Consider the following 23056-nt stretch of genomic DNA (forward strand, 5'->3'; position numbering starts at 1 on the left):
CATGACAGCCATATCTCGACAGTGTCTCACTTCTCTGCTAGCGGCAGGCGACGGTCTGCGCGCCCGCCACGGATGCCGAGACGGGCGCTTTAGGCTAGAATGCACGGCCTCCAAGCACACCCCCTTCCCAGAGGCTGTCCCGAAGATGTTGATCCTGCGCGGCGCACCCGCCCTTTCCGCCTTCCGCCACGGCAAATTGCTCGAGCAACTGACCACCAGGGTCCCCGCCGTGACCGGGCTGTACGCCGAGTTTGCCCACTTCGCTGACGTGACCGGCGTGCTCAGCGGTGAAGAAGAGCAGGTTCTCGCACGTTTGCTGAAGTACGGCCCCAGTGTACCGGTGCAAGAGCCGAGCGGTCGCCTGTTCCTGGTGGTTCCGCGTTTCGGCACCATTTCCCCCTGGTCGAGCAAGGCCAGCGATATCGCGCACAACTGCGGGTTGGCCAAGATCCAGCGTCTGGAACGGGGCATTGCTTACTATGTTTCCGGCGATATCGGCGAGGCCGATCTGCCGTTGATCGCCGCCGCGCTGCACGATCGTATGACCCAACTGGTGCTCGGCTCCCTCGACGAGGCAGCCGGCCTGTTCAGCCATGCCCAGCCCAAGCCGCTGACCGCAGTGGACGTGCTCGGCGGTGGCCGTACGGCATTGGAGAAGGCCAACGTCGAGCTGGGCCTGGCCCTGGCCGACGATGAAATCGATTACCTGGTGAAGAGTTTCACCGAACTGGGCCGCAACCCGCACGACATCGAACTGATGATGTTCGCCCAGGCCAACTCCGAACATTGCCGGCACAAGATATTCAATGCCAGCTGGGACATCGACGGCGAGTCCCAGGACAAGTCGCTGTTCGGCATGATCAAGAACACCTACGAGATGCATCGCGAAGGCGTGCTGTCCGCCTACAAGGACAACGCTGCGGTGATCGTCGGCCACGTCGCCGGCCGCTTCTATCCGAACCCGGAAACCCGGCAGTACGGCGCCAGCCAGGAGCCGGTGCACATCCTGATGAAGGTGGAAACCCATAACCACCCGACCGCGATCGCTCCCTTCCCCGGCGCATCCACCGGCTCCGGCGGTGAAATCCGCGACGAAGGCGCCACCGGCCGCGGGGCCAAGCCGAAGGCCGGCCTGACCGGTTTCACCGTCTCGAACCTGAACATCCCCGGTTTCCTCCAGCCCTGGGAGAAGCCTTACGGCAAGCCCGAGCGCATCGTCAGCGCGCTGGACATCATGATCGAAGGCCCGCTGGGCGGCGCGGCGTTCAACAACGAGTTCGGCCGTCCGGCGCTGACCGGTTATTTCCGTACATTCGAGCAGGCGGTGGAAACCCCGCGCGGCGAAGAGGTGCGCGGCTATCACAAGCCGATCATGCTGGCCGGCGGCATGGGCAACATCCGTGAAGAGCACGTGCAGAAGGGCGAAATTTCGGTCGGCGCCAAACTGATCGTGCTCGGCGGCCCGGCCATGCTGATCGGCCTGGGCGGCGGTGCCGCTTCGTCCATGGCCACCGGCACCAGCTCGGCGGACTTGGATTTCGCTTCGGTGCAACGCGACAACCCGGAAATGGAACGCCGCTGCCAGGAGGTCATCGACCGTTGCTGGCAGCTCGGCGAGCAGAACCCTATCAAGTTCATCCATGACGTCGGCGCGGGCGGCCTTTCCAATGCCTTCCCCGAGCTGGTCAACGACGGTGGACGCGGCGGTCGCTTCGAACTGCGTGCAATCCCCAACGACGAGCCGGGCATGGCGCCGCTGGAAATCTGGTGCAACGAGTCGCAGGAGCGCTACGTCCTGTCCGTGGATGCTGCCGATTTCGAGCGTTTCAAGGCCATCTGCGAACGCGAGCGCTGCCCCTTCGCCGTCGTCGGCGAGGCCACCGAAGAGAAGCACCTGACCGTTTCCGATAGTCACTTCGGCAACAGGCCGGTGGACATGCCGCTCAACGTCTTGCTTGGCAAGGCCCCGCGCATGCACCGCAGCGCCAACCGCGAAGGCAGCCTGGGCGACGATTTCGACGCTGCCGGCGTGGACCTCGAAGAAGCTGTCGGTCGCGTGCTGCGTCACCCGTCGGTGGCCAGCAAGAGCTTCCTGATCACCATCGGCGACCGCACCATCACCGGCCTGGTCGCCCGCGACCAGATGGTTGGCCCCTGGCAGGTGCCGGTGGCCGACTGCGCCGTCACCGCCACCAGCTTCGACGTCTACACCGGTGAGGCCATGGCGATGGGCGAGCGCACGCCGCTGGCCCTGCTCGACGCACCGGCCTCCGGCCGCATGGCTATCGGCGAGACCATCACCAACCTGGCCGCTTCGCGTATCGGCAAGCTGTCCGATATCAAGCTATCGGCCAACTGGATGGCGGCTGCCGGGCACCCGGGCGAAGATGCGCGCCTCTACGACACCGTCAAGGCGGTGGGCATGGAGCTGTGCCCGGCGCTGGGTATCACCGTACCGGTGGGCAAGGACTCCATGTCCATGAAGACCCGCTGGCAGGAGGAGGGCGCCGAGAAGAGCGTGACTGCCCCGCTGTCGTTGATCGTTTCCGGCTTCGCGCCGGTGCTGGATATCCGCCAGACCCTGACCCCGCAGTTGCGGCTGGACAAGGGAGAGACCGACCTGATCCTGATCGACCTGGGCCGTGGGCAGAACCGCCTGGGTGGTTCCATCCTCGCCCAGACTTACGGTCGCCTTGGCCGGCAAGCCCCGGACGTCGACGATGCCGAGGACCTGAAAGCCTTCTTCGCCGTGATCCAGGGCCTGAATGCCGACGGTCATCTGCTGGCCTATCACGACCGTTCCGACGGCGGCCTGCTGACGTCCGCCCTGGAGATGGCTTTCGCCGGTCACTGTGGGCTCGACCTGACACTGGATGCGCTGGCGGACAGTCGCGAAGAGATTGCGGCTGTGCTGTTCAACGAGGAGCTGGGTGCCTTGATCCAGGTTCGCCAGGATGCCACCCCGGAAGTGCTTGCACAGTTCAGTGCTGCCGGCCTGGGCGATTGCGTCGCGGTGATCGGCCAGCCGGTCAACGGTGCCGATGTCGCCATCCGCTTCAACGGTGAACCGGTGTTCGGCGGCGAGCGTCGTGTGCTGCAGCGCCAGTGGAGCGAAACCAGCTACCGCATCCAGCGTCTGCGCGACAACGCCGAGTGCGCCGAGCAGGAGTTCGACGCGATTCTCGAGGAAGACAATCCGGGCCTGTCGATCAAGCTCGCCTTCGACGTCAACCAGGATATCGCCGCGCCTTATATCAAGAAGGGCGTGCGTCCGCAGGTCGCGGTGCTGCGTGAGCAGGGCGTCAATGGTCAGGTGGAAATGGCCGCGGCCTTCGACCGCGCCGGCTTCGCCGCCCTCGACGTGCACATGAGCGACATTCTCGCGGGCCGCGTCGATCTGAACGACTTCAAGGGGCTGGTTGCCTGCGGCGGCTTCTCCTACGGAGACGTGCTCGGTGCCGGCGAGGGTTGGGCCAAGTCGATCCTGTTCAACGCCCGTGCCCGCGAGGCCTTCCAAGCGTTCTTCGAGCGCAAGGACAGCTTCGCTCTCGGCGTCTGCAATGGCTGCCAGATGATGTCGAACCTGCACGAGCTGATCCCGGGCAGCGAATTCTGGCCGCACTTCGTGCGCAACCGTTCCGAGCAGTTCGAAGCGCGGGTGGCGATGGTCCAAGTGCAGGAGTCGGCATCGATCTTCCTGCGCGGCATGGCGGGGTCGCGCATGCCCATCGCCATTGCCCACGGCGAAGGCCATGCCGAGTATGAAAGCGAAGAAGCCCTGCTGGAAGCCGATCTGTCCGGCACCGTGGCGCTGCGCTTTGTGGATAACCACGGCAAGGTCAGCGAGCGTTATCCGGCCAACCCGAACGGCTCGCCGCGCGGTATCACCGGCCTTTGCAGCCGCGACGGCCGTGTGACCATCATGATGCCGCACCCCGAGCGGGTCTTCCGTGCCGTGCAGAACTCCTGGCGTCCGGACGACTGGCAGGAAGACGGCGGCTGGATGCGTATGTTCCGCAACGCGCGCGTCTGGGTCGACTGACCGGCGCTTCGTCGCGACGCGCTTTTTTCCGGGCGTCGCGACGCCTCCTTCCGGGAGATCGCCATGGCGGACATCGAGTCTGTCGCTGTCATCCTACCCGAGGTGCGCCAGGTAGAACCCGGCGACAGCCTCTGTCTGTGCCGCTGCGGTCATTCTCCGATATTGCCGGACTGCCCGCCCCATTGCGTCGACGGTCGCCGTCTGGTCGTCACTCGATCCCGTCTCTTGCTGCTATGCCGCTGCGGTCGTTCGCGCAGCCTGCCTTACTGCGATGGCAGCCACTCCCCCGCCGCCCTGGGGCTCAAGGCGAAATGGAAGCGCTTTCTCTCGCCCCGCTGAATGCTGGCATTTTTCCTCCCTCTTCGAACATCCGGGTTTTTTACCGGTCAAAACTGCCAACTTTCCGTACTGAACCCCTCTCGTTCGATGCGTTGAGGTCAAAGTGCCATCATGTTTGTGGCATGATGTTCATCTGCCTGCACCACCTACGAACCGCTTGGAGACCCTGATGTACAAGCTGTGCTTCTATGTTCCGGAACCCCATCTGGAAGCAGTCAAGAAAGCCATTTTCGCGGCCGGTGCCGGCCGTATTGGCGCATATGACAGTTGCTGCTGGCAGACCTTGGGTCAGGGGCAGTTCCGGCCGTTGGAGGGAAGCCAACCGTTTCTCGGGGTGACCGGGCGTGTGGAGCAGGTGGCGGAATGGAAGGTCGAACTCGTCGTGGCTGACGAGCAGATCCACGACGTGGTGAAGGCGCTGAAGAAGGCGCACCCCTACGAAACGCCGGCGTTTCAGGTATGGCGTCTGTCGGATATGGTTTTCTGAGTTTTAGCCGATCGATACGATGAGGAGCTTGGTGTTGTGCTCCTCATGCGTGCCTTCCCTCACGGTCTGATCTCGATCAGCGTGCCGTCTTTGACCAGACTCCAGATTTCCTTCATGTCGGCATTGGTCAGGGCGATGCAGCCCTCGGTCCAGTCCAGGGTTTGGAAGTACCATTCGGGATATTCCTCATCCAGCGGCGTGCCGTGGATCATGATCATGCTGCCTGGCGGCACGCCTTCCTGACGGGCCCGTGCGAGGTCGCGGGCATTGGGGTAGGAGATATGCATGGACAGGTTGTATTTGTCGCTGGGCTTGCGCCAGTCGATCCAGTAGAAGCCTTCCGGCGTCCGCTTGTCGCCTTCGCGAAGTTTCGGTCCTTTTGGCTGCTTGCCCAGGGAGACGCGATAACTCTTGAGCGTCTGCCCTTTGCTGATGAGATGAAGCTTGCGCTCGGATTTGACGACCAGCACCTTGTCGACCTGCTGTCCCTCAAGGGTGGGCGTTGCGTTGGCGTGAGACAAGGTGGCGATGGACAGGCACAAAGCAGCGAACAACCAGCGCATTTTGGAACGACTCCCCGGAACTGCAATTACTCTACTTTCTTAGAATAGGCCCGCAACGCCTCGATAGGTTCGTTGCGTACCGGGTAGACATGCTCCACCCGGTCGGCGAAGAAGCATTCTAAGGTACGCCCTACGGTCGGGAAAGCGAGCTCGGACCAGGGGATGTCCCGCTCGTGAAACAGGCGAACCTCGAGACTCTCATCGCCAACGGCGAAATCCAGGTCGACCAGCTCGGCCCGAAAGAACAGATAGACCTGGCTGATATGCGGCAGGTCGAAGAGGGTGTAGAGCTTGAGGTCGCGCACTCGCGCGCAGGCTTCTTCCAGGGTTTCGCGCATGGCGGCCTCGGCGGTGGTTTCACCGTTTTCCATGAAGCCGGCCGGGAGCGTCCAGTAGCCTCGGCGCGGTTCGATGGCGCGGCGGCAGAGCAGTACCTGGTCGCCCCATATGGGCAGGCAACCGGCGACGACACGCGGATTCTGGTAATGGATGGTCTGGCATTCGCCGCAGACGAAACGTGGGCGGTTATCGCCGTCGGGTATACGTTGCGTCACCGGACTGCCGCAGTGGCTGCAGAATTTCATGGTGTTCCCCTCATCCTGATCCCATCTTGGCGCGAGGGGTGCGAGGCGGCAAGCCGGGCCGGCTGAAAGGCGTGACCGGTTGGCGCGGGGCTTGGGCGCGGCGGGACTTCGTGCCATGATGCGAAGCAAAGGAAAAGACCGAGAATGCCCATGCTGGACGAACTCCTCCAACGTGTGCGCACCTATTCGCCACGCCTCTTGGAGACGGACCGCAGCTTCCCCGAGGCGGCGGTCCTCGTGCCTATCACCCGCAGCGACGAACCCGAGCTGGTATTGACCCTGCGCGCCAGCGGCCTGTCGACCCACGGCGGGGAAGTCGCCTTCCCGGGCGGGCGCCGCGATCCCGAAGATCCCGATCTCATCCGCACCGCCCTGCGCGAGGCGGAAGAAGAAATCGGCCTGCCGCCGGGCCTGGTGGAGGTCATCGGTCCCTTGAGCACGCTGGTGTCGCGACACGGTATCAAGGTGACGCCCTACGTCGGGCTGGTGCCCGACTACGTCGAATACCAGGCCAACGACGGTGAGATCGCCTCGGTATTCAGCGTGCCGCTATCGTTCTTCCGTGAAGACCCGCGCGAGGTCACCCATCGCATCGATTACCTGGGACATAGCTGGTATGTGCCCAGCTACCGTTTCGGCGAGTACAAGATCTGGGGCCTGACGGCGATCATGGTGGTGGAGCTGGTTAACCTGCTCTACGACGCTGATATCCAACTGCACCGAGCCCCGAACACCTTTATCAAACTGAGCTGAGCCTGCCTGAGAGGAAGCGCTGATGAAATATCGCCTGGGAGACGCCCGCGTCGATGCCCATCCGGACAGTTGGATCGCACCCAATGCGACTCTGGTCGGCAAGGTCAGGCTGGAGTCCGGCGCCAGCGTTTGGTTCGGTGCTGTGCTGCGCGGCGACAACGAGCAGATCCATATCGGCGAGAACAGCAACGTGCAGGATGGCACCGTGATGCATACCGACATGGGCTATCCGCTGACCATCGGCAAAGGTGTGACCATTGGTCATAACGTCATGCTGCATGGTTGTTCGGTGGGTGACTACAGCCTGATCGGCATCAATGCCGTGGTGCTCAACGGAGCGAAGATCGGCAAGTACTGCCTCATCGGTGCCAATACCCTGATTCCCGAAGGCAAGGAAATTCCCGACGGCTCGCTGGTCATGGGTTCGCCGGGCAAGGTGGTGCGTGAGCTGACCGAGCAACAGAAGAAAATGCTCGAAGCCAGTGCCGCGCACTATGTGCACAACGCCCAGCGCTACGCGCGTGATCTGGCGGAGCAGGACGACTGATGGAGCGCGAGTTACCCGTTGCTTCGCCCTGTGTGCACGTCTGCGCGCTGGATGATGACGACATCTGTATCGGCTGCCAGCGAACGGTGGCCGAAATCACTCGCTGGGGGCGCATGGACAATGTCGAGCGTCGCCAAGTGTTGGTCCGTTGCCATGAGCGAGCCCGGATAAAGGGCCAGTTGCTCTCCTGACGCGCTTCGCCTTCTCTTTTTCAATGCGCCGAGTCGCGCACCGTTCCAAAGGAAAACGTCATGCCTCGTATTGGTACCCCCTTGTCGCCGAGTGCGACCCGTGTCCTGCTCTGCGGCGCTGGTGAGTTGGGCAAGGAAGTGGTCATCGAACTGCAGCGCCTGGGTGTCGAAGTGATCGCCGTCGACCGTTACGCCGATGCGCCAGCCATGCAGGTCGCCCATCGCAGTCATGTGGTCAATATGCTGGATGGCGCTGCGTTGCGTACGGTGATCGAGCGGGAGCAGCCGCACTACATCGTCCCTGAGATCGAAGCCATTGCCACGGCCACGCTGGTCGAGCTGGAGGCCGAGGGTTTCACCGTGATTCCCACCGCCAGGGCTGCGCAATTGACCATGAACCGCGAAGGCATCCGTCGCCTGGCTGCGGAGGAGTTGGAACTGCCGACCTCGCCGTACCATTTCGCCGACAGCTTCGAGGACTATCGTGCGGCGGTGGAAGACCTGGGCTATCCCTGCGTGGTGAAGCCGATCATGAGTTCGTCCGGCAAGGGGCAGAGCCTGCTCAAGGGGCCTGACGATCTCCAGGCGGCCTGGGACTATGCCCAGGAGGGCGGGCGCGCCGGCAAGGGGCGGGTGATCGTCGAAGGGTTCATCGATTTCGACTACGAGATCACCTTGCTGACCGTCCGGCACATCGGCGGTACCGATTTCTGCGCGCCGGTCGGCCATCGCCAGGTCAAGGGCGACTACCATGAGTCCTGGCAGCCCCAGGCAATGAGCCCGAAGGCGCTGGCCGAATCCGAGCGTATTGCCCGTGCGGTCACCGAGGCGCTGGGCGGGCGCGGCCTGTTCGGTGTCGAGTTGTTCGTCAAGGGTGATCAGGTCTGGTTCAGTGAGGTTTCGCCACGCCCTCACGATACCGGGCTGGTCACGCTGATTTCCCAGGACCTTTCCGAGTTCGCTCTGCATGCGCGAGCCATTCTGGGATTGCCGATTCCTGCGATTCGTCAATTAGGGCCGTCGGCTTCGGCCGTGGTGCTGGTGGAAGGGGCGTCGAAGCAGGTGAGTTTCGGCAACTTGGCGGCGGCGCTGAGCGAGCCGGATACCGCGCTGCGTCTGTTCGGCAAGCCGGAAGTGGCGGGGCAGCGGCGCATGGGTGTCGCACTGGCACGCGACACGTCAGTGGAGGTGGCGCGGGCCAAGGCGACCCGCGCGGCTCAAGCGGTAAGCGTCGATCTGTGAGTCGGTGGCACGGCCTGGCCTGGTGGTCGGCGGCACTGCCGGTGCTGCCGATCGCCTTGTTGCTGGCCGTTCGAACCCGCCGTCAGGCCTTGCGGTTGTCGCCTGCAGCCGGTCCGGCCAGAGGGCGGGCCGGCATGGGCTTGGAGGGCGAACCCTTGCGCTTGCTGGTGCTGGGGGAGTCGACGGTGGCAGGTGTCGGGGCGTCCTGCCTCGAATATGCGCTGGCTGGCCGTCTGGCGGCGGAATTGGCCGAGCGCTATCGCCGGCCGGTGCATTGGCTGGCCTGCGGGGAAAACGGTATCACGGCGCATGAGGCCTGCGAGCGTCTGTTGCCCCAGGCTCTGGGAGAGCCGGTCGATTTGGCGTTGCTGGTTTTCGGTGTCAATGACACCACCCGCCTCAGTCCGGCGTCGCAGTGGAGATCGGCATTGGAAACGATGGCGACGAGCCTGGCGAAGCGGGGAGCCCGCGTCGCGTTCAGCAGCGTTCCGCCGCTTCAGCATTTCTTCGTCTTGCCCTGGTTGCTGCGGCGGCTGCTGGGTGCACGGGCCAGGCTACTCGATGCGCAACTGCGTGAAGTGGCCCAGGCGTCCGGCATGGCCTACTGCCCGATGACGCTGGAGTTCGTCCGAGGTTACCTGGCAGTGGATGGCTATCATCCGTCCAGTCTGGGCTATCGCATGTGGGCGCAGGGGCTGGCGCAGTTGCTCAGTCCTGCTCAGGTGGTTTGACCTTCACTTCCCAGACTCGCACCGTCTTCACCCGGTTTTCTGCCGCCTGGAGAATTTCCAGCCGGTAGGGGCCGATCTTCAGGCATACGCCGCTATCGGGAATGCTTTCCAGGGCCTCGGTAACCAAGCCGTTGAGTGTTTTCGGGCCGTCGCAGGGCAATTGCCAGCCGAGCGCCTTGTTCACTTCGCGGATATAGGCGGCGCCATCGATGACCTGGGTGCCGTCCTCCTGAGGATGGATATCGGGGCTGCGCAGGGCGTCCTGATTGCTGAACTCGCCGACGATCTCTTCGAGGATGTCTTCCAGCGTTACGATACCGAGCACGTCGCCATATTCGTCGACGACGATACCGATGCGGCGTTTCTGCTTCTGGAAGTTGATCAGTTGCGTCGAAAGGGGCGTGTTTTCCGGCACGAAATAAGGCTCGTGGCAGGCGGCCCTCAGCGACTCCTTGGTCAACTGGTTGTGGGTGAGCAGGCGGGCGATCTGGCGCATGTGCACCACGCCTTCGATCTGGTTGATGTCGTTGCGGAACACCGGAAGCCGGGTATGGGTAGTGGTACGCAACTGCGTGACGATATCGTCCAGATCGTCTTCCAGATTGATCCCGGTGACTTCGCTGCGCGGAATCATGATGTCGTCCACCGTGACCTTTTCCAGGTCGAGGATGCCGAGCAGCATGTTCTGTCGGTTGAGTGGCAGCTCGTGGCTGGACTCGCGGACCACGCTGCGCAGTTCCTCGGTGGTCAGTGCGTCGTTGCCCTTGCTCGCCGGGTCGATGCCGAACAGGCGGAGCAGACCGTTGCTGACCCAGCCGAGCGCCAGTACCAGCGGATAGAAGAGCTTGAGCAGCAACAACAGCGGCAGGCTGGCGGGATAGGCGACGCTTTCCGGCTTGAGCGCGGCGAGGGTCTTGGGCGTGATTTCGCCGAAGATCAGTAGGGCGATTGTCAGCCCTACGGTGGCGATGGCGATGCCGGCTTCGCCCCAGAGCTGCAGGGCCAGCACGGTGGCGATCGACGAGGCGAGGATATTGACGAAGTTGTTGCCGATCAGGATGGTGCCGAGCAGACGGTCTGGACGGCTGAGCAGGGCGCTGGCGCGCTTGGCGCCACGGTGTCCCTCTTTGGCCAGGTGCTTCAACCGGTAGCGGTTGAGGCTGAGCATGCCGGTCTCGGAGCTGGAGAAGAACGCCGAACAGACCAGCAGGAAGACTAACAGGCCGAGCAGGAAGCCAGGATGTACGTTTTCCACGGGCGGTGGCCTAGGTATCTAAATATGCAGGATGAATTCGCGCACCAGCTTGCTGCCGAAATAAGCCAGCATCAGCAGGCAGAAGCCCGCCAGCGTCCAACGGATCGCCTTGTGCCCGCGCCAGCCGAGCTGATGGCGGCCCCACAGGAGCACCCCGAAGACCAGCCAGGCTACGCAGGCGAGCAGCGTCTTGTGCGCCAGATGCTGGGCGAACAGGTCCTCGAGGAACAGCCAGCCGGACAGCAGCGACAGCGAGAGCAGGCCCCAGCCAGCCCAGAGGAAGCCGAACAGCAGGCTTTCCATGGTCTGCAGTGGGGGGAAGTTGCGAATCAGTCCGGAGGGGTGCTTGTGCTTGAGCTGGTGATCCTGCAAGAGAAGCAGCAGCGATTGGAACATGGCGATGGTGAGCATGCCGTAGGCCAGGATCGACAGCAGGATGTGCGCCAGGATGCCCGGTTCTTCGTTGATCGGCTGGATCGTGCCAGAGGGCATGAACTGCGCCAGCAGCGCCGTCAGCGCGCCGAGCGGCAGTAGCAGAAGCAACAGGTTCTCCACCGGGATTCGCGCGCAGGCCAGCAGTGTCAGGGCAATCACCGCGGCGGCGATCAGGCTGGCGGCGTTGAAGAAGTCCAGGTTGAGTCCGTAGGGGGTCAGCAATTGGTTGTACAGGCCGACGGCATGGGCAAGCAGTGCGAGGATGGCCAGGAGAGCCAGCAGGCGCCGGTCCGGCAGCTCGCGACGGGCCAGGCGGAGTCCTTGGTAGGCGGTGGCGCCTGCGTATAGGCAGGCGGCCGCGAGGCTGGGCAGCAGAGGGTGCATAAATCCGTATAAGACGAGCCCGAAAGGGCGTGAGTGTGGCATAGAACCCTCGTCTCACGAAAGACTTCAGGCGGTGTCGGTGATCCCAGGTCTTCGCTATAATCCGCGCCCTGCCGCAAGATCACCTCGGTTCAATAGAGTCCGAAAGGAACGCGCATGTTCGAAAATCTTACCGATCGCCTCTCGCACACCCTGCGTACCGTCACTGGCAAGGCCAAGCTGACCGAGGACAATATCAAGGATACCCTGCGCGAAGTGCGCATGGCCCTGCTCGAAGCCGACGTGGCGTTGCCGGTGGTCAAGGACTTCGTCAACCGGGTGAAAGACCGTGCGGTTGGCACCGAGGTCTCGAAGAGCCTGACGCCGGGCCAAGCGTTCGTGAAGATCGTCCGGGCCGAGCTGGAGGCGCTGATGGGCGCCGCCAACGAGGATTTGGCACTGAATGTGGCGCCCCCGGCGGTAGTGCTGATGGCTGGCCTGCAGGGTGCGGGCAAGACCACCACAGTCGGCAAGCTGGCGCGCTTCCTCAAGGAGCGCAAGAAAAAGTCGGTTCTGGTGGTGTCCGCCGACGTCTACCGGCCGGCGGCCATCAAGCAGTTGGAAACCCTGGCCAACGACCTCGATGTGGCCTTCTTCCCCTCCGACACCAGCCAGAAGCCGGTGGCCATCGCCGAAGCGGCGATTCGCGAGGCGAAACTCAAATTCATCGACGTGGTGATCGTCGACACCGCGGGTCGTCTGCACATCGATGCCGACATGATGGCTGAGATTCAGGCGCTGCATGCGGCGGTCAAGCCGGCCGAGACGCTGTTCGTGGTCGACGCCATGACCGGCCAGGACGCCGCCAACACCGCCAAGGCCTTCGGCGAGGCGCTGCCGCTGACCGGCGTGGTACTGACCAAGGTGGACGGCGATGCGCGTGGCGGTGCGGCCCTGTCGGTGCGCGCGATCACGGGCAAGCCGATCAAGTTCATCGGCATGGGCGAAAAGAGCGATGCGCTCGAGCCTTTTCATCCGGACCGGATTGCCTCGCGCATCCTCGGCATGGGCGACGTGCTCAGCTTGATCGAGCAGGCCGAGCAGACGCTCGACCGGGAAAAGGCCGAGAAGCTCACCAAGAAGCTGAAGAAGGGCAAGGGCTTCGACCTCGAAGACTTCCGCGACCAGTTGCAACAGATGAAGAACATGGGCGGGCTGGGCGGCCTGATGGACAAGCTGCCGCAGATCGGTGGCATGAACCTGGCGCAGATGGGAAGTGCCCAGGGCGTGGCGGAGAAGCAGTTCAAACAGATGGAGGCCATCATCAACTCCATGACGCCCGCCGAGCGCCGTGATCCCGAGATGATCAGCGGCTCGCGCAAACGCCGCATCGCCCTCGGCTCCGGTACCCAGGTGCAGGACGTCGGCCGGCTGATCAAACAGCACAAGCAGATGCAGAAGATGATGAAGAAATTCACCGCCAAGGGCGGCATGGCCAAGATGATGCGGGGGATGGGCGGCATGTTCCCCGGTGGCGGCATGCCCAAGTTCTGATGGGGCGACGCCCCGGTGCGCCGGCCGTTTCCGGCCGCACCGATGGGCGGCGGAAAAAGAGATTTGCAAACGGCCGGATAATCCTTAGAATATGCGGCCTTTCGGGCCTAGGGCCCAGTGTGCAATTTAGTTTTGCAAGCACCGACTACAGGAACGATGTTCTCATGGTAACCATTCGTCTCGCCCGTGGCGGCTCCAAGAAGCGCCCCTTCTATCACCTGACCGTGACCAACAGCCGCAATGCGCGCGACGGTCGCTTCGTAGAGCGTATCGGCTTCTTCAATCCGGTCGCCTCGGGTGCCGAAGTGAAGCTCTCCGTCAATCAGGAGCGTGCCAACTACTGGCTGAGCCAGGGCGCACAGCCGTCTGAGCGCGTTGCTCAGCTGCTGAAGGAAGCTGCCAAGGCCACTGCCTGAGCAGCATGAACGCGACGCCGGTTTCCGAGGAGCTGATTGTCCTCGGCAAGATCACTTCGGTGCATGGCGTTCGCGGCGAAGTGAAGGTGTATTCCTTCACCGATCCGATCGACAACCTGCTGGACTATTGCCGCTGGACGCTTCGGCGTGACAGCGAGACGCGGCAGGTTGAAGTGAGCAGGGGCCGCCTCCAAGGCAAGGTCTTGGTGGCGAAGCTGAAAGGACTCGATGACCGTGAAGAGGCACGTACTCTCGCGGGCTTCGACATTTGTGTGCCCCGTAGCGAGCTTCCGGGCCTTTCCGAGGGCGAGTACTACTGGTACCAGCTCGAAGGGCTCAAGGTGATCGACCAGGCTGGGCAGCTGCTCGGGCGTATCGATCATCTGCTGGAAACCGGCTCCAACGATGTGATGGTGGTCAAGCCCTTCCCGGGCAGCCTGGATGATCGCGAGCGCCTGTTGCCCTATACGGGGCAGTGCGTGCTGTCGGTTGATCTGGAGGCCGGTGAAATGCGGGTGGACTGGGACGCGGACTTCTGACCATGAGGGTCGAGGTCATCAGCATCTTCCCGGAGATGTTTGCCGCCATCAGCGAGTACGGCATTACCAGCCGTGCGGTGAAGCAGGGGCTGCTGCAGCTGACCTGCTGGAACCCGCGGAGCTTTACCGAGGATCGCCACCAGACGGTGGATGACCGCCCGTTCGGCGGTGGACCAGGCATGGTGATGAAGATCCAGCCTCTGGAGCGTGCTCTGGCAGCAGCCAAGCAGGCGGCCGGGGAGACAGCGAAGGTGATCTACCTGTCGCCGCAGGGTCGCCAGTTGAAGCAGGCGGCCGTGCGCGAACTGGCGCAGGAACAGGCAATGATCCTGATCGCCGGTCGCTACGAAGGCATCGACGAGCGCTTCATCGAGGCGCACGTCGACGAAGAATGGTCGATTGGCGATTACGTTCTGTCCGGTGGCGAGCTGCCGGCGATGGTGCTGATCGATGCGGTAACCCGTTTGTTGCCCGGTGCATTGGGCCATGTGGATTCCGCCGAGGAGGATTCGTTTACCGACGGCCTGCTCGACTGCCCGCACTACACCCGACCCGAGGTGTACGAAGGCAAACGTGTTCCTGAGGTGCTGCTCAGCGGCAATCACGAACACATCCGGCGCTGGCGTTTGCAGCAGTCCCTTGGAAGGACCTACGAACGTCGCGCTGATCTTCTGGATAGCCGCTCGCTTTCTGGAGAAGAGCAAAAGCTGTTGGCGGAATATCTTCGCCAGCGGGACGATAGTTAACGTATCGATGGCAAACCTGTGGGTTTGTCTTAGGAGCACTCAGATGACCAACAAGATCATTCAGCAGCTCGAAGCCGAGCAGATGAACAAAGAAATTCCGGCTTTCGCCCCGGGCGACACCGTTATCGTTCAAGTGAAAGTGAAGGAAGGCGACCGTCAGCGTCTGCAGGCTTTCGAAGGTGTGGTCATCGCCAAGCGTAACCGTGGCCTGAACAGCGCGTTCACCGTGCGCAAGATTTCCAGCGGCGTCGGTGTCGAGCGTACCTTCCAGACCTACTCCCCGCTGGTCGACAGCGTGAGCGTCAAGCGCCGCGGCGACGTGCGCAAGGCCAAGCTGTACTACCTCCGCGACCTGTCCGGCAAGGCAGCTCGCATCAAGGAAAAGCTGGCCTGATCCGGCGCTCCTTCAGAAAAAGCAGCCTCCGGGCTGCTTTTTTGTTTCTGGGGCACTTATTACTGATGAGGCGCTCCTGTCGACCCTGTTCAACAGCCCTGCGGTAGTCGCCGTTCTGTTGGGTTTCAACGGCGCAGGCTGATCTTGAGCGAGGCTTGGGACAGGTCGATATCCTGCAGGTGCAGGCTGCCGAAACTCTGGTTGCGGGGTGCGCCGGCGACGCGAATGTTGTCGAAACGCAGCTCACCGATCGAACTGGGCAGGCGAACCTCGACGGTACCGTCCGGGTTGATCGTCGAACTCATGCGCTGGGTGTCGTATTTCACATCCTGGATGGACGTTTCCGCTTCGAGGCTATCCAGCACTGGCATTACCAGCCTGGACAACTGCCTGATGGTGCTTAGGCCATCGCCGTTCTCCGCCTGGAGGAACAGTGATTGCAGAACGTCGTCCAAGCCACGGGCGCTGACGCTGCTCAGCTCCTTGTCGGTCAGCGGTTTCAAGCCGCGAGGGGCTTCCTGCCGGCTGATGCTCTGCGGTGTCTGCAATCGCTGGATATCCGCGCTGGCCATCTGGAAGGGGCTGAGCAGGGCGGCCACCAGCGTGGCGGCGACACGCAGGTTGTTCTGCTTCTTCAGAGCTTTCTTCAGTTGACGTTCGCTGATCAGGCCTTGCGCAATAAGGATTTCGCCCAGGCGCTGCTTCTTAGTCAGTTGAAGCGTGATGGCCTCATCCAATTGTGAGCGGGTAATGAGCCCTTTAGTGAGCAGAATCTGACCGAGGCGGGAGTTCTGTTGATGAGGCATCGGAGGGTCCGGTTGCTTTGATGGCTATATGAGATCATGTCTTTGGGCGGGTCTCCTGTCACCCACCCAAAAGATAGGCTGACAAGCCGTTCGTCTCTTCTTCCCGCATCATGGTCGATCGGGTGTTTCCTGCGGGATCACCTCGACCGCCCTCTGGCTGCGAGCGGTCGTGCTGTGAAAGACTAGCCGCTTCCTGAATCACCCCGACAAGACATGCCTGCCATCGACCACCCGTTGATCGACCGTTTCCTTGAGTCCCTCTGGATGGAAAAGGGCTTGTCCGCCCATACCCTGTCCGCCTACCGCAGCGATCTTTCCCTGTTCCATGGCTGGTTGCAGGAGCGCGATATCGAGCTGGCAAAGGCGGGGCGCGATGCGATTCTGGATCACCTGGGCTGGCGTCTCGACAATGGCTACAAGGCACGCTCCACGGCGCGTTTCCTTTCCGGTTTGCGCGGGTTCTATCGTTTCCTGCTGCGCGAGAGCGTGATCGAAGTCGACCCTACCTTACAGGTGGAGCTTCCTCAGCTCGGCCGTCCTTTACCGAAGTCGTTGTCCGAGACGGATGTGGAGGCGCTGCTGGCGGCGCCGGAGCTGGACGATCCCATCGGCCTGCGCGACCGTGCCATGCTCGAAGTTCTCTATGCCTGCGGTCTGCGGGTCACCGAGCTGGTCAGTCTGACGCTGGAGCAGGTCAATCTGCGCCAAGGGGTACTTCGAGTGTTCGGCAAGGGCAGCAAGGAGCGCCTGGTGCCGATGGGCGAGGAGGCGATCGTCTGGGTCGAGCGTTATCTGCGCGAAGCGCGGCCTTTTCTGCTGGATGGTAAGCCGAGCGATGTGCTGTTCCCCAGCCTGCGGGGCGAGCAGATGACCCGCCAGACCTTCTGGCACCGGATCAAGCACCAGGCGCGCGTTGCCGGGATCGTGAAGCCCTTGTCGCCGCACACGTTACGGCATGCGTTCGCCACCCATTTGCTGAATCATGGCGCGGACCTGCGGGTGGTGCAGATGCTGCTTGGCCACAGCGACCTGTCGACCACCCAGATCTATACTCATATAGCCCGCGCCCGTTTGCAGGAGCTGCATGCTCGGCATCACCCGCGCGGTTAGAGTGTGATCCGCTGCAATGTCCATTCGGGCCTTTGACGTCGGTCCGGCGGGGCTTCTGTGGTAGGCTCTGGACCATTCCGCAACCAGACGTCTCGCGACAGGAGTATCCATGCGCCTGACCCCCTTATTCGCCGCCATGGCGTTCAGCCTGGCCAGCGGCACGGTCCTTTCCGCCGATCCGGATCAGGCCATTCGCCAGAACCTGACGAAGCTCCAGCCTGACCTGCCGATCGAGGCCATCGCCGAAAGCCCCATGCCCGGTATGTATCAGGTCCAGTTGAAAGGCGGTCGTATGCTGTACGCCAGCGCCGACGGCCAGTTCGTCATGCAGGGCTATCTATTCCAGCTCAAGGACGACAAGACCATCAATCTCACCGAAGAGGCGGAAAAGGTAGGCGTTGCCAAGGAAATCAATGCCATTCCCGTCAGCGAAATGGTGGTGTTCGCTCCCAAGGAGCCGAAGACTCACATCACCGTCTTCACCGACACCGATTGCGGCTATTGCCAGAAACTGCACAGCGAAGTTCCAGAGCTGAATCGCCGTGGCGTCGAGGTACGTTATGTCGCCTTCCCGCGCCAGGGTGTCGGTTCCCATGGTTACAACGGTCTGGTCAGCGTCTGGTGTGCCAAGGATCGCCAGGAGGCGATGAACAAGGCCAAGTCCCGCCAGGAATTGCCCCCGGGCGACTGCGAGAATCCGGTGGCCAAGCAATTCCAGCTCGGGCAGATGATCGGTGTGCAGGGGACGCCTGCCATCGTCTTGGCCAACGGCCAGATGATCCCCGGTTATCAGCCGGCCCCTCAGTTGGCCAAGCTGGCCCTGGAAGCGAAGTAACGGGCAAGCCGCTTATCGCTTTGTTCCGAGCGGCCTGAATCCGCGCGGCCGTCGTCGATCCAAAGGGCGACGGCCGCATTCGCGGCTTCACATGATGGAGGTCGCGATGAAACTGGAAGGTTCCTGCCACTGTGGCGCCGTTCGCTTCTCCCTGGATTCGGCGCAACCCTATCCCTTCATGCGTTGCTATTGCTCAATCTGCCGTAAGACGGCGGGGGCGGGCGGCTTCGCGATCAACCTCGGCGGCGACTACCGCACACTGCAGGTGGACGGTCGCGAAAATATCTCGGTCTACCGCGCCCGGATGAGCGACGAGCCGGGTGAAGCGGGGCTTAGCTCCGCCCGTCGGCATTTCTGCAAGCACTGCGGCAGTGCGCTCTGGCTGTGGGACCCGACTTGGCCGGATCTGGTCCACCCTCATGCTTCGGCGATCGATACCCAACTGCCGGTTCCTCCGGAGCATGTGCACCTGATGCTCGGTTCCAAGGCCGCCTGGGTAGAGGTTCAGCGAGGCGCGCACGACAAGCTGTTCGACGAGTACCCGGACGAATCGCTCGCCCAGTGGCACGAACGCTTGGGCCTGACCGCCGACTGAGGCCCCTCGCGGCCTGCCGCCGATTGACTAAACACCTGACCCTTCGTAATGTGCGGCTCTTTTCCTCGGCCGGCGCATCCGGCCGTTCCTGGCGGTAATGATGGGGAGTTCAGCGTGAAACCGGTGAAAGTAGGCATCTGTGGGCTGGGGACCGTCGGTGGCGGCACCTTCAATGTTCTGAAACGCAACGCCGATGAAATCGCGCGCCGCGCCGGTCGTGGCATCGAAGTCGCCCAGATTGCCGCCCGTCGACCCAACCCGAAGTGCGATACCGGTGCCACCCCCATCACCGCCGATATCTTCGAAGTCGCCAACAATCCGGAAATCGACATCGTCATCGAGCTGATCGGCGGCTACACCCTGGCTCGCGATCTGGTCATGAAGGCCATCGAGAACGGTAAGCATGTGGTCACCGCGAACAAGGCACTGATCGCCGTGCATGGCAACGAGATTTTCGCCAAGGCCCGCGAGAAGGGCGTGATCGTTGCCTTCGAGGCGGCAGTTGCAGGCGGTATCCCGGTGATCAAGGCGATCCGCGAAGGCTTGGCCGGCAACCAGATCAACTGGCTGGCTGGCATCATCAACGGCACCGGTAACTTCATCCTGACCGAGATGCGCGAGAAGGGGCGCGCCTTCGAGGACGTACTCAAGGAAGCCCAGGCGCTGGGCTATGCCGAGGCCGACCCGACCTTCGACGTCGAGGGTATCGACGCCGCGCACAAGCTGACCATCCTTGCATCCATCGCCTTCGGCATCCCGTTGCAGTTCGACAAGGCCTACACGGAAGGCATCACCAAGCTCACCACGGCCGACGTCAACTACGCCGAAGCCCTGGGTTACCGGATCAAGCACCTCGGCGTGGCGCGCCGCACCGAGGGCGGTATCGAACTGCGTGTGCACCCGACACTGATTCCGGCCGACCGTCTGATCGCTAACGTCAACGGTGTGATGAACGCGGTGATGGTCAATGGCGATGCTGTTGGCTCGACTCTTTACTATGGCGCTGGCGCCGGCATGGAGCCGACCGCTTCGGCGGTGGTGGCCGACGTGGTCGATGTGGTTCGCGCCCTGACCACCGACCCGGGCAACCGTGTGCCGCACCTGGCCTTCCAGCCCGATTCGCTGTCCGACCATCCGATCCTGCCGATCGAGTCCTGTGTCAGTGCCTATTACCTGCGCATCCAGGCCAAGGATCATCCGGGCGTGTTGGCCCAGGTGGCGTCCATCCTTTCCGAGCGCGGCATCAACATCGAGTCGATCATGCAGAAGGAAGCCGAGGAACATGACGGCCTGGTGCCGATGATCCTGGTCACCCATCGCGTCGAGGAGCGGCGGATCAACGAGGCCATCGCGGCGCTGGAAGCGCTCAGCGACGTAGTGGGCAAGGTCGTCCGCATCCGCGTGGAACAGCTCAATTAACAGCGGCCGCGAGCGGCGAGCTGCACGCTGCAAGTCGACTGGATCGCTTGCAGTCCGGGGCTCGGAACTCGAGGCTCAAACCGAAGGTTTGCAGATATGCGTTACATCAGTACCCGCGGCCAGGCGCCTGCGCTGAATTTCGAAGACGTGCTCCTCGCTGGCCTGGCCTGCGACGGCGGTCTCTATGTTCCGGAAAACTTGCCTCGCTTCACCCAGGAAGAAATCGCCTCCTGGGCCGGTCTGCCGTACCACGAGCTGGCCTTCCGCGTGATGCGTCCGTTCGTGACCGGCAGCATCCCGGATGCCGACTTCAAGAAAATTCTGGAAGAGACCTATGGTGTCTTCGCGCACGCCGCGGTAGCGCCGTTGCGCCAGTTGAATGCGAATGAATGGGTGCTCGAACTGTTCCATGGGCCGACCCTGGCGTTCAAAGATTTCGCCCTGCAACTGCTCGGTCGTCTGCTCGACTATGTACTGGAGAAGCGTGGCGAGCGCGTTGTGATCATGGGCGCCACCTCCGGCGACACCGGTTCTGCCGCCATCGAAGGCTGCCGCCGCTGCGAGAACGTGGACATCTTCATCCTGCACCCGCACAACCGGGTATCCGAAGTGCAGCGCCGGCAGATGACCACCATCCTCGGCGAAAACATCCACAACATCGCTATCGAAGGCAACTTCGATGACTGCCAGGAGATGGTCAAGGCCAGCTTCGCCGACCAGGGTTTTCTCAAGGGCACCCGGCTGGTGGCGGTCAACTCGATCAACTGGGCGCGGATCATGGCCCAGATCGTCTACTACTTCCATGCCGCCATCCAGTTGGGCGGGCCGGCCCGGTCGGTGGCGTTCTCCGTACCCACCGGCAACTTCGGCGACATCTTCGCCGGCTACCTGGCGCGCAACATGGGTCTGCCGATCAGCCAGTTGATCGTCGCGACCAACCGCAATGACATCCTGCATCGCTTCATGAGCGGCAACCAGTACGTGAAGGATGCCCTGCATCCGACCCTGTCGCCGTCGATGGATATCATGGTGTCCTCGAACTTCGAGCGCCTGCTGTTCGACCTGCACGGGCGCAACGGTGCCGCCATCGCCGCGCTGATGGATACCTTCAAGCAGGGTGGTGGTTTCAGTGTCGAGGAAGATCGCTGGACCGAGGCGCGCAAGCTGTTCGATTCCCTGGCGGTGAATGACGAACAGACCTGCGAAACCATCGCCGAGGTCTACAAGGAGTGCGGCGAGTTGCTCGATCCGCATACGGCGATTGGCGTGCGTGCCGCGCGCGAGTGCCGCCGTAGTCTGGCGATCCCGATGATCACCCTGGGCACGGCCCACCCGGTGAAGTTCCCCGATGCGGTGCTCAAGGCGGGCGTCGGTCAGGCCCCGGCGTTGCCGGCGCATCTTACCGATCTGTTCGAGCGCGAAGAGCGTTGCACGGTCCTGGCCAATGACCTCAAGGCTGTCCAGGCCTTCGTCAGCCAGCACGGCAATCGCGGCAAGCCGCTCTGAGGGGAGCGGGCCGCTCGTTCGATGCGAGCGGCCCTTGTTCCTGAGCTTCAGTGCTAGCCGGCGATCAAGAGATAAACGCCGGCCATCAGCACGATGAAGATGAACCAGATCAGCCCGTTGCGCCTGTTCTGCGCAACGATCGATGCGCCGCGCAGACGTACCGGCGGGTTGTTCTCCAGATAGTCGTCGACCGCTTCGCGGGCACTGTCCTCATCCATGCCACCTTGCTCGCGGAGCAATTCGATAGCCCCCTGCCGGTCGCCTTGCCGCAGAATCGCAATGACCTCGGGCGGCAGCAGTCTGTCCGGTCGATTCATGGCGACTCCCAGTTCGTTGGCTCAGACCGCGCCCTGCTCACGCAAGATGGCGATCTGCTGCGTCGTGTAGCCGAGCCGTTCCAGCACTTCGGCGGTGTGCTCGCCCAGTTGCGGCCCCACCCATTCCGCCGAGCCCGGGGTATCGGAGAGCTTGGGCACGATTCCCGGCATCTTGAACGCCTTGCCGTCCGGCAGGCGGGCGGAAAGGAACATTTCCCGCGCCAGGAATTGCGGGTCGGCGAACATGTCGGCGGCAGAGTAGATTCGGCTTGCCGGAACCTCCGCCCTGTTCAGGATAGCCTCCACCTCGGCCAATGGCAGTGAGGCGGCCCAGCGGTCGATCACCCCGTAGAGTTCATCCCGGCGCAGATCGCGACCGGCGTTGTCGGCCAGGGTCGGGTCGTTCGCCAAGTCGTCGCGGCCGATGGCGAGCATGAAGCGCTTGAAGATGGCATCGCCGTTGGCGCCAATCTGAATGTGCCGACCGTCCGCGCAGGTGTGAATGGAGGAGGGCGTGATGCCCGGCATGATGTTGCCGCTGCGCTCGCGGATGAAGCCGAATACGTCGAACTCCGGCACCAGGCTTTCCATCATGGCGAACACCGCCTCGTACAGGGCCACGTCCACCATCTGGCCCTGGCCGCCATTCACCTCTCGATGCCGCAAGGCCATGAGCGCGCCGATCACACCCCAGAGTGCCGCGATCGAGTCGCCGATGGAAATGCCGGTGCGCACCGGTGGGCGATCCTCGAATCCGGTGATGTAGCGCAGTCCGCCCATGGATTCGCCCACAGCGCCGAAACCCGGCTGGTCCTTGTAGGGGCCGGTCTGGCCGAAGCCGGAGAGGCGCACCATGACCAGCTTCGGGTTCAAGGCATGGAGGGCGTCCCAGCCCAGCCCGAGTTTCTCCAGCACGCCGGGGCGGAAATTCTCGATCAGGATATCCGCCTCGCCGAGCAGCCGCTTCAGAACGGCCTGCCCCTCCGGGTGCTTGAGGTTCAGCGTCAGCGACTTCTTGTTACGCGCCTGCACGAACCACCAGAGCGACGTGCCTTCGTAAAGCTTGCGCCACTTGCGTAGCGGGTCGCCGCCATCGGGCGATTCGATCTTGATCACATCCGCGCCGAACTCGGCACAGATACGCGAGGCGAACGGGCCGGCGATCAGGGTACCGAGTTCGATGACTTTCAGGCCGGCGAGGGGTTTGGCGGAGAGGCTCATGCAGGCTCCAGGACGAAAGGATGCCTAAGCCTATGCGATTGCGCGGCATGAGGGGAGGGTGGCGAT

25 protein-coding genes are annotated in these 23056 nt (G+C 62.8%); 18 read left to right on the plus strand and 7 right to left on the minus strand.

Translation table 11 applies throughout. The annotated features are described in order from the left end of the window. The first annotated feature begins 145 nt into the window (after positions 1–145). The 3 genes from purL (at position 146) to cutA (ending at position 4868) form a co-directional block, all read left to right on the plus strand. Complete coding sequence (gene purL / locus BZL41_RS06670) at positions 146–4042, plus strand: phosphoribosylformylglycinamidine synthase (RefSeq protein WP_095598560.1); 3897 nt, start codon at positions 146–148, stop codon at positions 4040–4042. Positions 4043–4105: 63 nt separating this feature from the next. Then, complete coding sequence (locus BZL41_RS06675) at positions 4106–4381, plus strand: CDGSH iron-sulfur domain-containing protein (protein WP_095598561.1); 276 nt, start codon at positions 4106–4108, stop codon at positions 4379–4381. A 169-nt stretch (positions 4382–4550) separates the two neighbouring features. Continuing rightward, positions 4551–4868, plus strand: coding sequence for a YqfO family protein (cutA, locus tag BZL41_RS06680; protein WP_095598562.1), 318 nt, complete (start codon positions 4551–4553; stop codon positions 4866–4868). Between the two features lie 59 nt (positions 4869–4927). Here cutA and BZL41_RS06685 read toward each other — a convergent pair whose 3' ends face one another. Then, positions 4928–5431, minus strand: coding sequence for a murein L,D-transpeptidase family protein (locus tag BZL41_RS06685; protein WP_095598563.1), 504 nt, complete (start codon positions 5429–5431; stop codon positions 4928–4930). Positions 5432–5457: 26 nt separating this feature from the next. Beyond that, positions 5458–6015: an NUDIX hydrolase gene (locus BZL41_RS06690; protein WP_095598564.1), complete on the minus strand. Its 558-nt coding sequence runs from the start codon at positions 6013–6015 to the stop codon at positions 5458–5460. Between the two features lie 150 nt (positions 6016–6165). Between BZL41_RS06690 and BZL41_RS06695 the strand changes: the two genes are divergently transcribed. The 5 genes from BZL41_RS06695 to BZL41_RS06715 are packed head-to-tail and all read left to right on the plus strand — an operon-like array spanning position 6166 to position 9479. Further along, entirely contained in the window at positions 6166–6768 is a 603-nt protein-coding gene (locus tag BZL41_RS06695) for a CoA pyrophosphatase (protein ID WP_095598590.1), read from the plus strand. Between the two features lie 22 nt (positions 6769–6790). Beyond that, a complete protein-coding gene (locus BZL41_RS06700) occupies positions 6791–7315 on the plus strand; it encodes a gamma carbonic anhydrase family protein (RefSeq protein WP_095598565.1) in 525 nt (174 codons plus the stop codon). Then, positions 7315–7506, plus strand: coding sequence for a DUF1289 domain-containing protein (locus BZL41_RS06705; protein ID WP_095598566.1), 192 nt, complete (start codon positions 7315–7317; stop codon positions 7504–7506). Before BZL41_RS06700 ends, BZL41_RS06705 begins: the two co-directional genes overlap by 1 nt. A 60-nt stretch (positions 7507–7566) precedes the next feature. Then, on the plus strand, positions 7567–8748 hold the full coding sequence (gene purT, locus BZL41_RS06710) for a formate-dependent phosphoribosylglycinamide formyltransferase (RefSeq protein WP_095598567.1): 1182 nt from the start codon (positions 7567–7569) through the stop codon (positions 8746–8748). After that, positions 8745–9479 carry an SGNH/GDSL hydrolase family protein gene (locus BZL41_RS06715; protein ID WP_095598568.1) on the plus strand — a complete coding sequence of 245 codons (735 nt, stop codon included), beginning with the start codon at positions 8745–8747 and terminating at the stop codon, positions 9477–9479. Before purT ends, BZL41_RS06715 begins: the two co-directional genes overlap by 4 nt. Here BZL41_RS06715 and BZL41_RS06720 read toward each other — a convergent pair. Together BZL41_RS06720 and BZL41_RS06725 are read right to left on the minus strand one after the other, a co-directional pair. Next, a complete protein-coding gene (locus tag BZL41_RS06720) occupies positions 9457–10734 on the minus strand; it encodes an HlyC/CorC family transporter (protein ID WP_095598569.1) in 1278 nt (425 codons plus the stop codon). The two genes, BZL41_RS06715 and BZL41_RS06720, sit on opposite strands and share 23 nt — an antisense overlap. 18 nt (positions 10735–10752) lie before the next feature. Then, entirely contained in the window at positions 10753–11553 is an 801-nt protein-coding gene (locus tag BZL41_RS06725; protein WP_095598570.1) for an inner membrane protein YpjD, read from the minus strand. Between the two features lie 156 nt (positions 11554–11709). On the opposite strand from BZL41_RS06725, the gene ffh reads away from it, so the two are divergent. The 5 genes from ffh to rplS all read left to right on the plus strand — a co-directional run bounded on the left by ffh (position 11710) and on the right by rplS (position 15181). Further along, a complete protein-coding gene (gene ffh, locus BZL41_RS06730) occupies positions 11710–13086 on the plus strand; it encodes a signal recognition particle protein (RefSeq protein ID WP_095598571.1) in 1377 nt (458 codons plus the stop codon). A 164-nt stretch (positions 13087–13250) separates the two neighbouring features. Continuing rightward, entirely contained in the window at positions 13251–13502 is a 252-nt protein-coding gene (gene rpsP, locus BZL41_RS06735) for a 30S ribosomal protein S16 (RefSeq protein ID WP_084335759.1), read from the plus strand. Between the two features lie 5 nt (positions 13503–13507). Beyond that, on the plus strand, positions 13508–14041 hold the full coding sequence (gene rimM / locus BZL41_RS06740; RefSeq protein WP_095598572.1) for a ribosome maturation factor RimM: 534 nt from the start codon (positions 13508–13510) through the stop codon (positions 14039–14041). A 2-nt stretch (positions 14042–14043) separates the two neighbouring features. Next, positions 14044–14787, plus strand: coding sequence for a tRNA (guanosine(37)-N1)-methyltransferase TrmD (trmD, locus tag BZL41_RS06745; protein WP_095598573.1), 744 nt, complete (start codon positions 14044–14046; stop codon positions 14785–14787). A 43-nt stretch (positions 14788–14830) separates the two neighbouring features. Continuing rightward, complete coding sequence (gene rplS, locus BZL41_RS06750; protein ID WP_084335762.1) at positions 14831–15181, plus strand: 50S ribosomal protein L19; 351 nt, start codon at positions 14831–14833, stop codon at positions 15179–15181. A gap of 125 nt (positions 15182–15306) precedes the next feature. Here rplS and BZL41_RS06755 read toward each other — a convergent pair whose 3' ends face one another. Continuing rightward, complete coding sequence (locus BZL41_RS06755; protein WP_095598574.1) at positions 15307–15987, minus strand: hypothetical protein; 681 nt, start codon at positions 15985–15987, stop codon at positions 15307–15309. Between the two features lie 213 nt (positions 15988–16200). On the opposite strand from BZL41_RS06755, the gene xerD reads away from it, so the two are divergent. The 5 genes from xerD (at position 16201) to thrC (ending at position 21452) form a co-directional block, all read left to right on the plus strand. Continuing rightward, entirely contained in the window at positions 16201–17097 is an 897-nt protein-coding gene (gene xerD / locus BZL41_RS06760; protein WP_095598575.1) for a site-specific tyrosine recombinase XerD, read from the plus strand. A 109-nt stretch (positions 17098–17206) separates the two neighbouring features. Continuing rightward, entirely contained in the window at positions 17207–17932 is a 726-nt protein-coding gene (locus BZL41_RS06765) for a DsbC family protein (protein ID WP_095598576.1), read from the plus strand. Positions 17933–18038: 106 nt separating this feature from the next. Continuing rightward, positions 18039–18527, plus strand: a complete 489-nt coding sequence (locus BZL41_RS06770; protein ID WP_095598577.1) for a GFA family protein — start codon at positions 18039–18041, stop codon at positions 18525–18527. 114 nt (positions 18528–18641) lie between these two features. Then, the gene (locus BZL41_RS06775; protein WP_095598578.1) at positions 18642–19946 is read left to right on the plus strand and encodes a homoserine dehydrogenase; all 1305 of its coding nucleotides are present in this window, start codon (positions 18642–18644) and stop codon (positions 19944–19946) included. A gap of 96 nt (positions 19947–20042) precedes the next feature. Further along, the gene (gene thrC / locus BZL41_RS06780; protein WP_095598579.1) at positions 20043–21452 is read left to right on the plus strand and encodes a threonine synthase; all 1410 of its coding nucleotides are present in this window, start codon (positions 20043–20045) and stop codon (positions 21450–21452) included. Positions 21453–21505: 53 nt separating this feature from the next. Here thrC and BZL41_RS06785 read toward each other — a convergent pair whose 3' ends face one another. Both BZL41_RS06785 and BZL41_RS06790 read right to left on the minus strand, forming a co-directional pair. After that, positions 21506–21769 (minus strand): hypothetical protein, encoded by a 264-nt coding sequence (locus tag BZL41_RS06785; protein WP_095598580.1) that lies wholly within the window; start codon positions 21767–21769, stop codon positions 21506–21508. A 21-nt stretch (positions 21770–21790) separates the two neighbouring features. Beyond that, positions 21791–22990, minus strand: coding sequence for a CaiB/BaiF CoA-transferase family protein (locus BZL41_RS06790; RefSeq protein ID WP_095598581.1), 1200 nt, complete (start codon positions 22988–22990; stop codon positions 21791–21793). Between the last annotated feature and the right edge of the window lie 66 nt (positions 22991–23056).

This window comes from Pseudomonas sp. PIC25, from assembly GCF_002286785.1.
In the GTDB taxonomy this organism is placed as follows: domain Bacteria; phylum Pseudomonadota; class Gammaproteobacteria; order Pseudomonadales; family Pseudomonadaceae; genus Pseudomonas_M.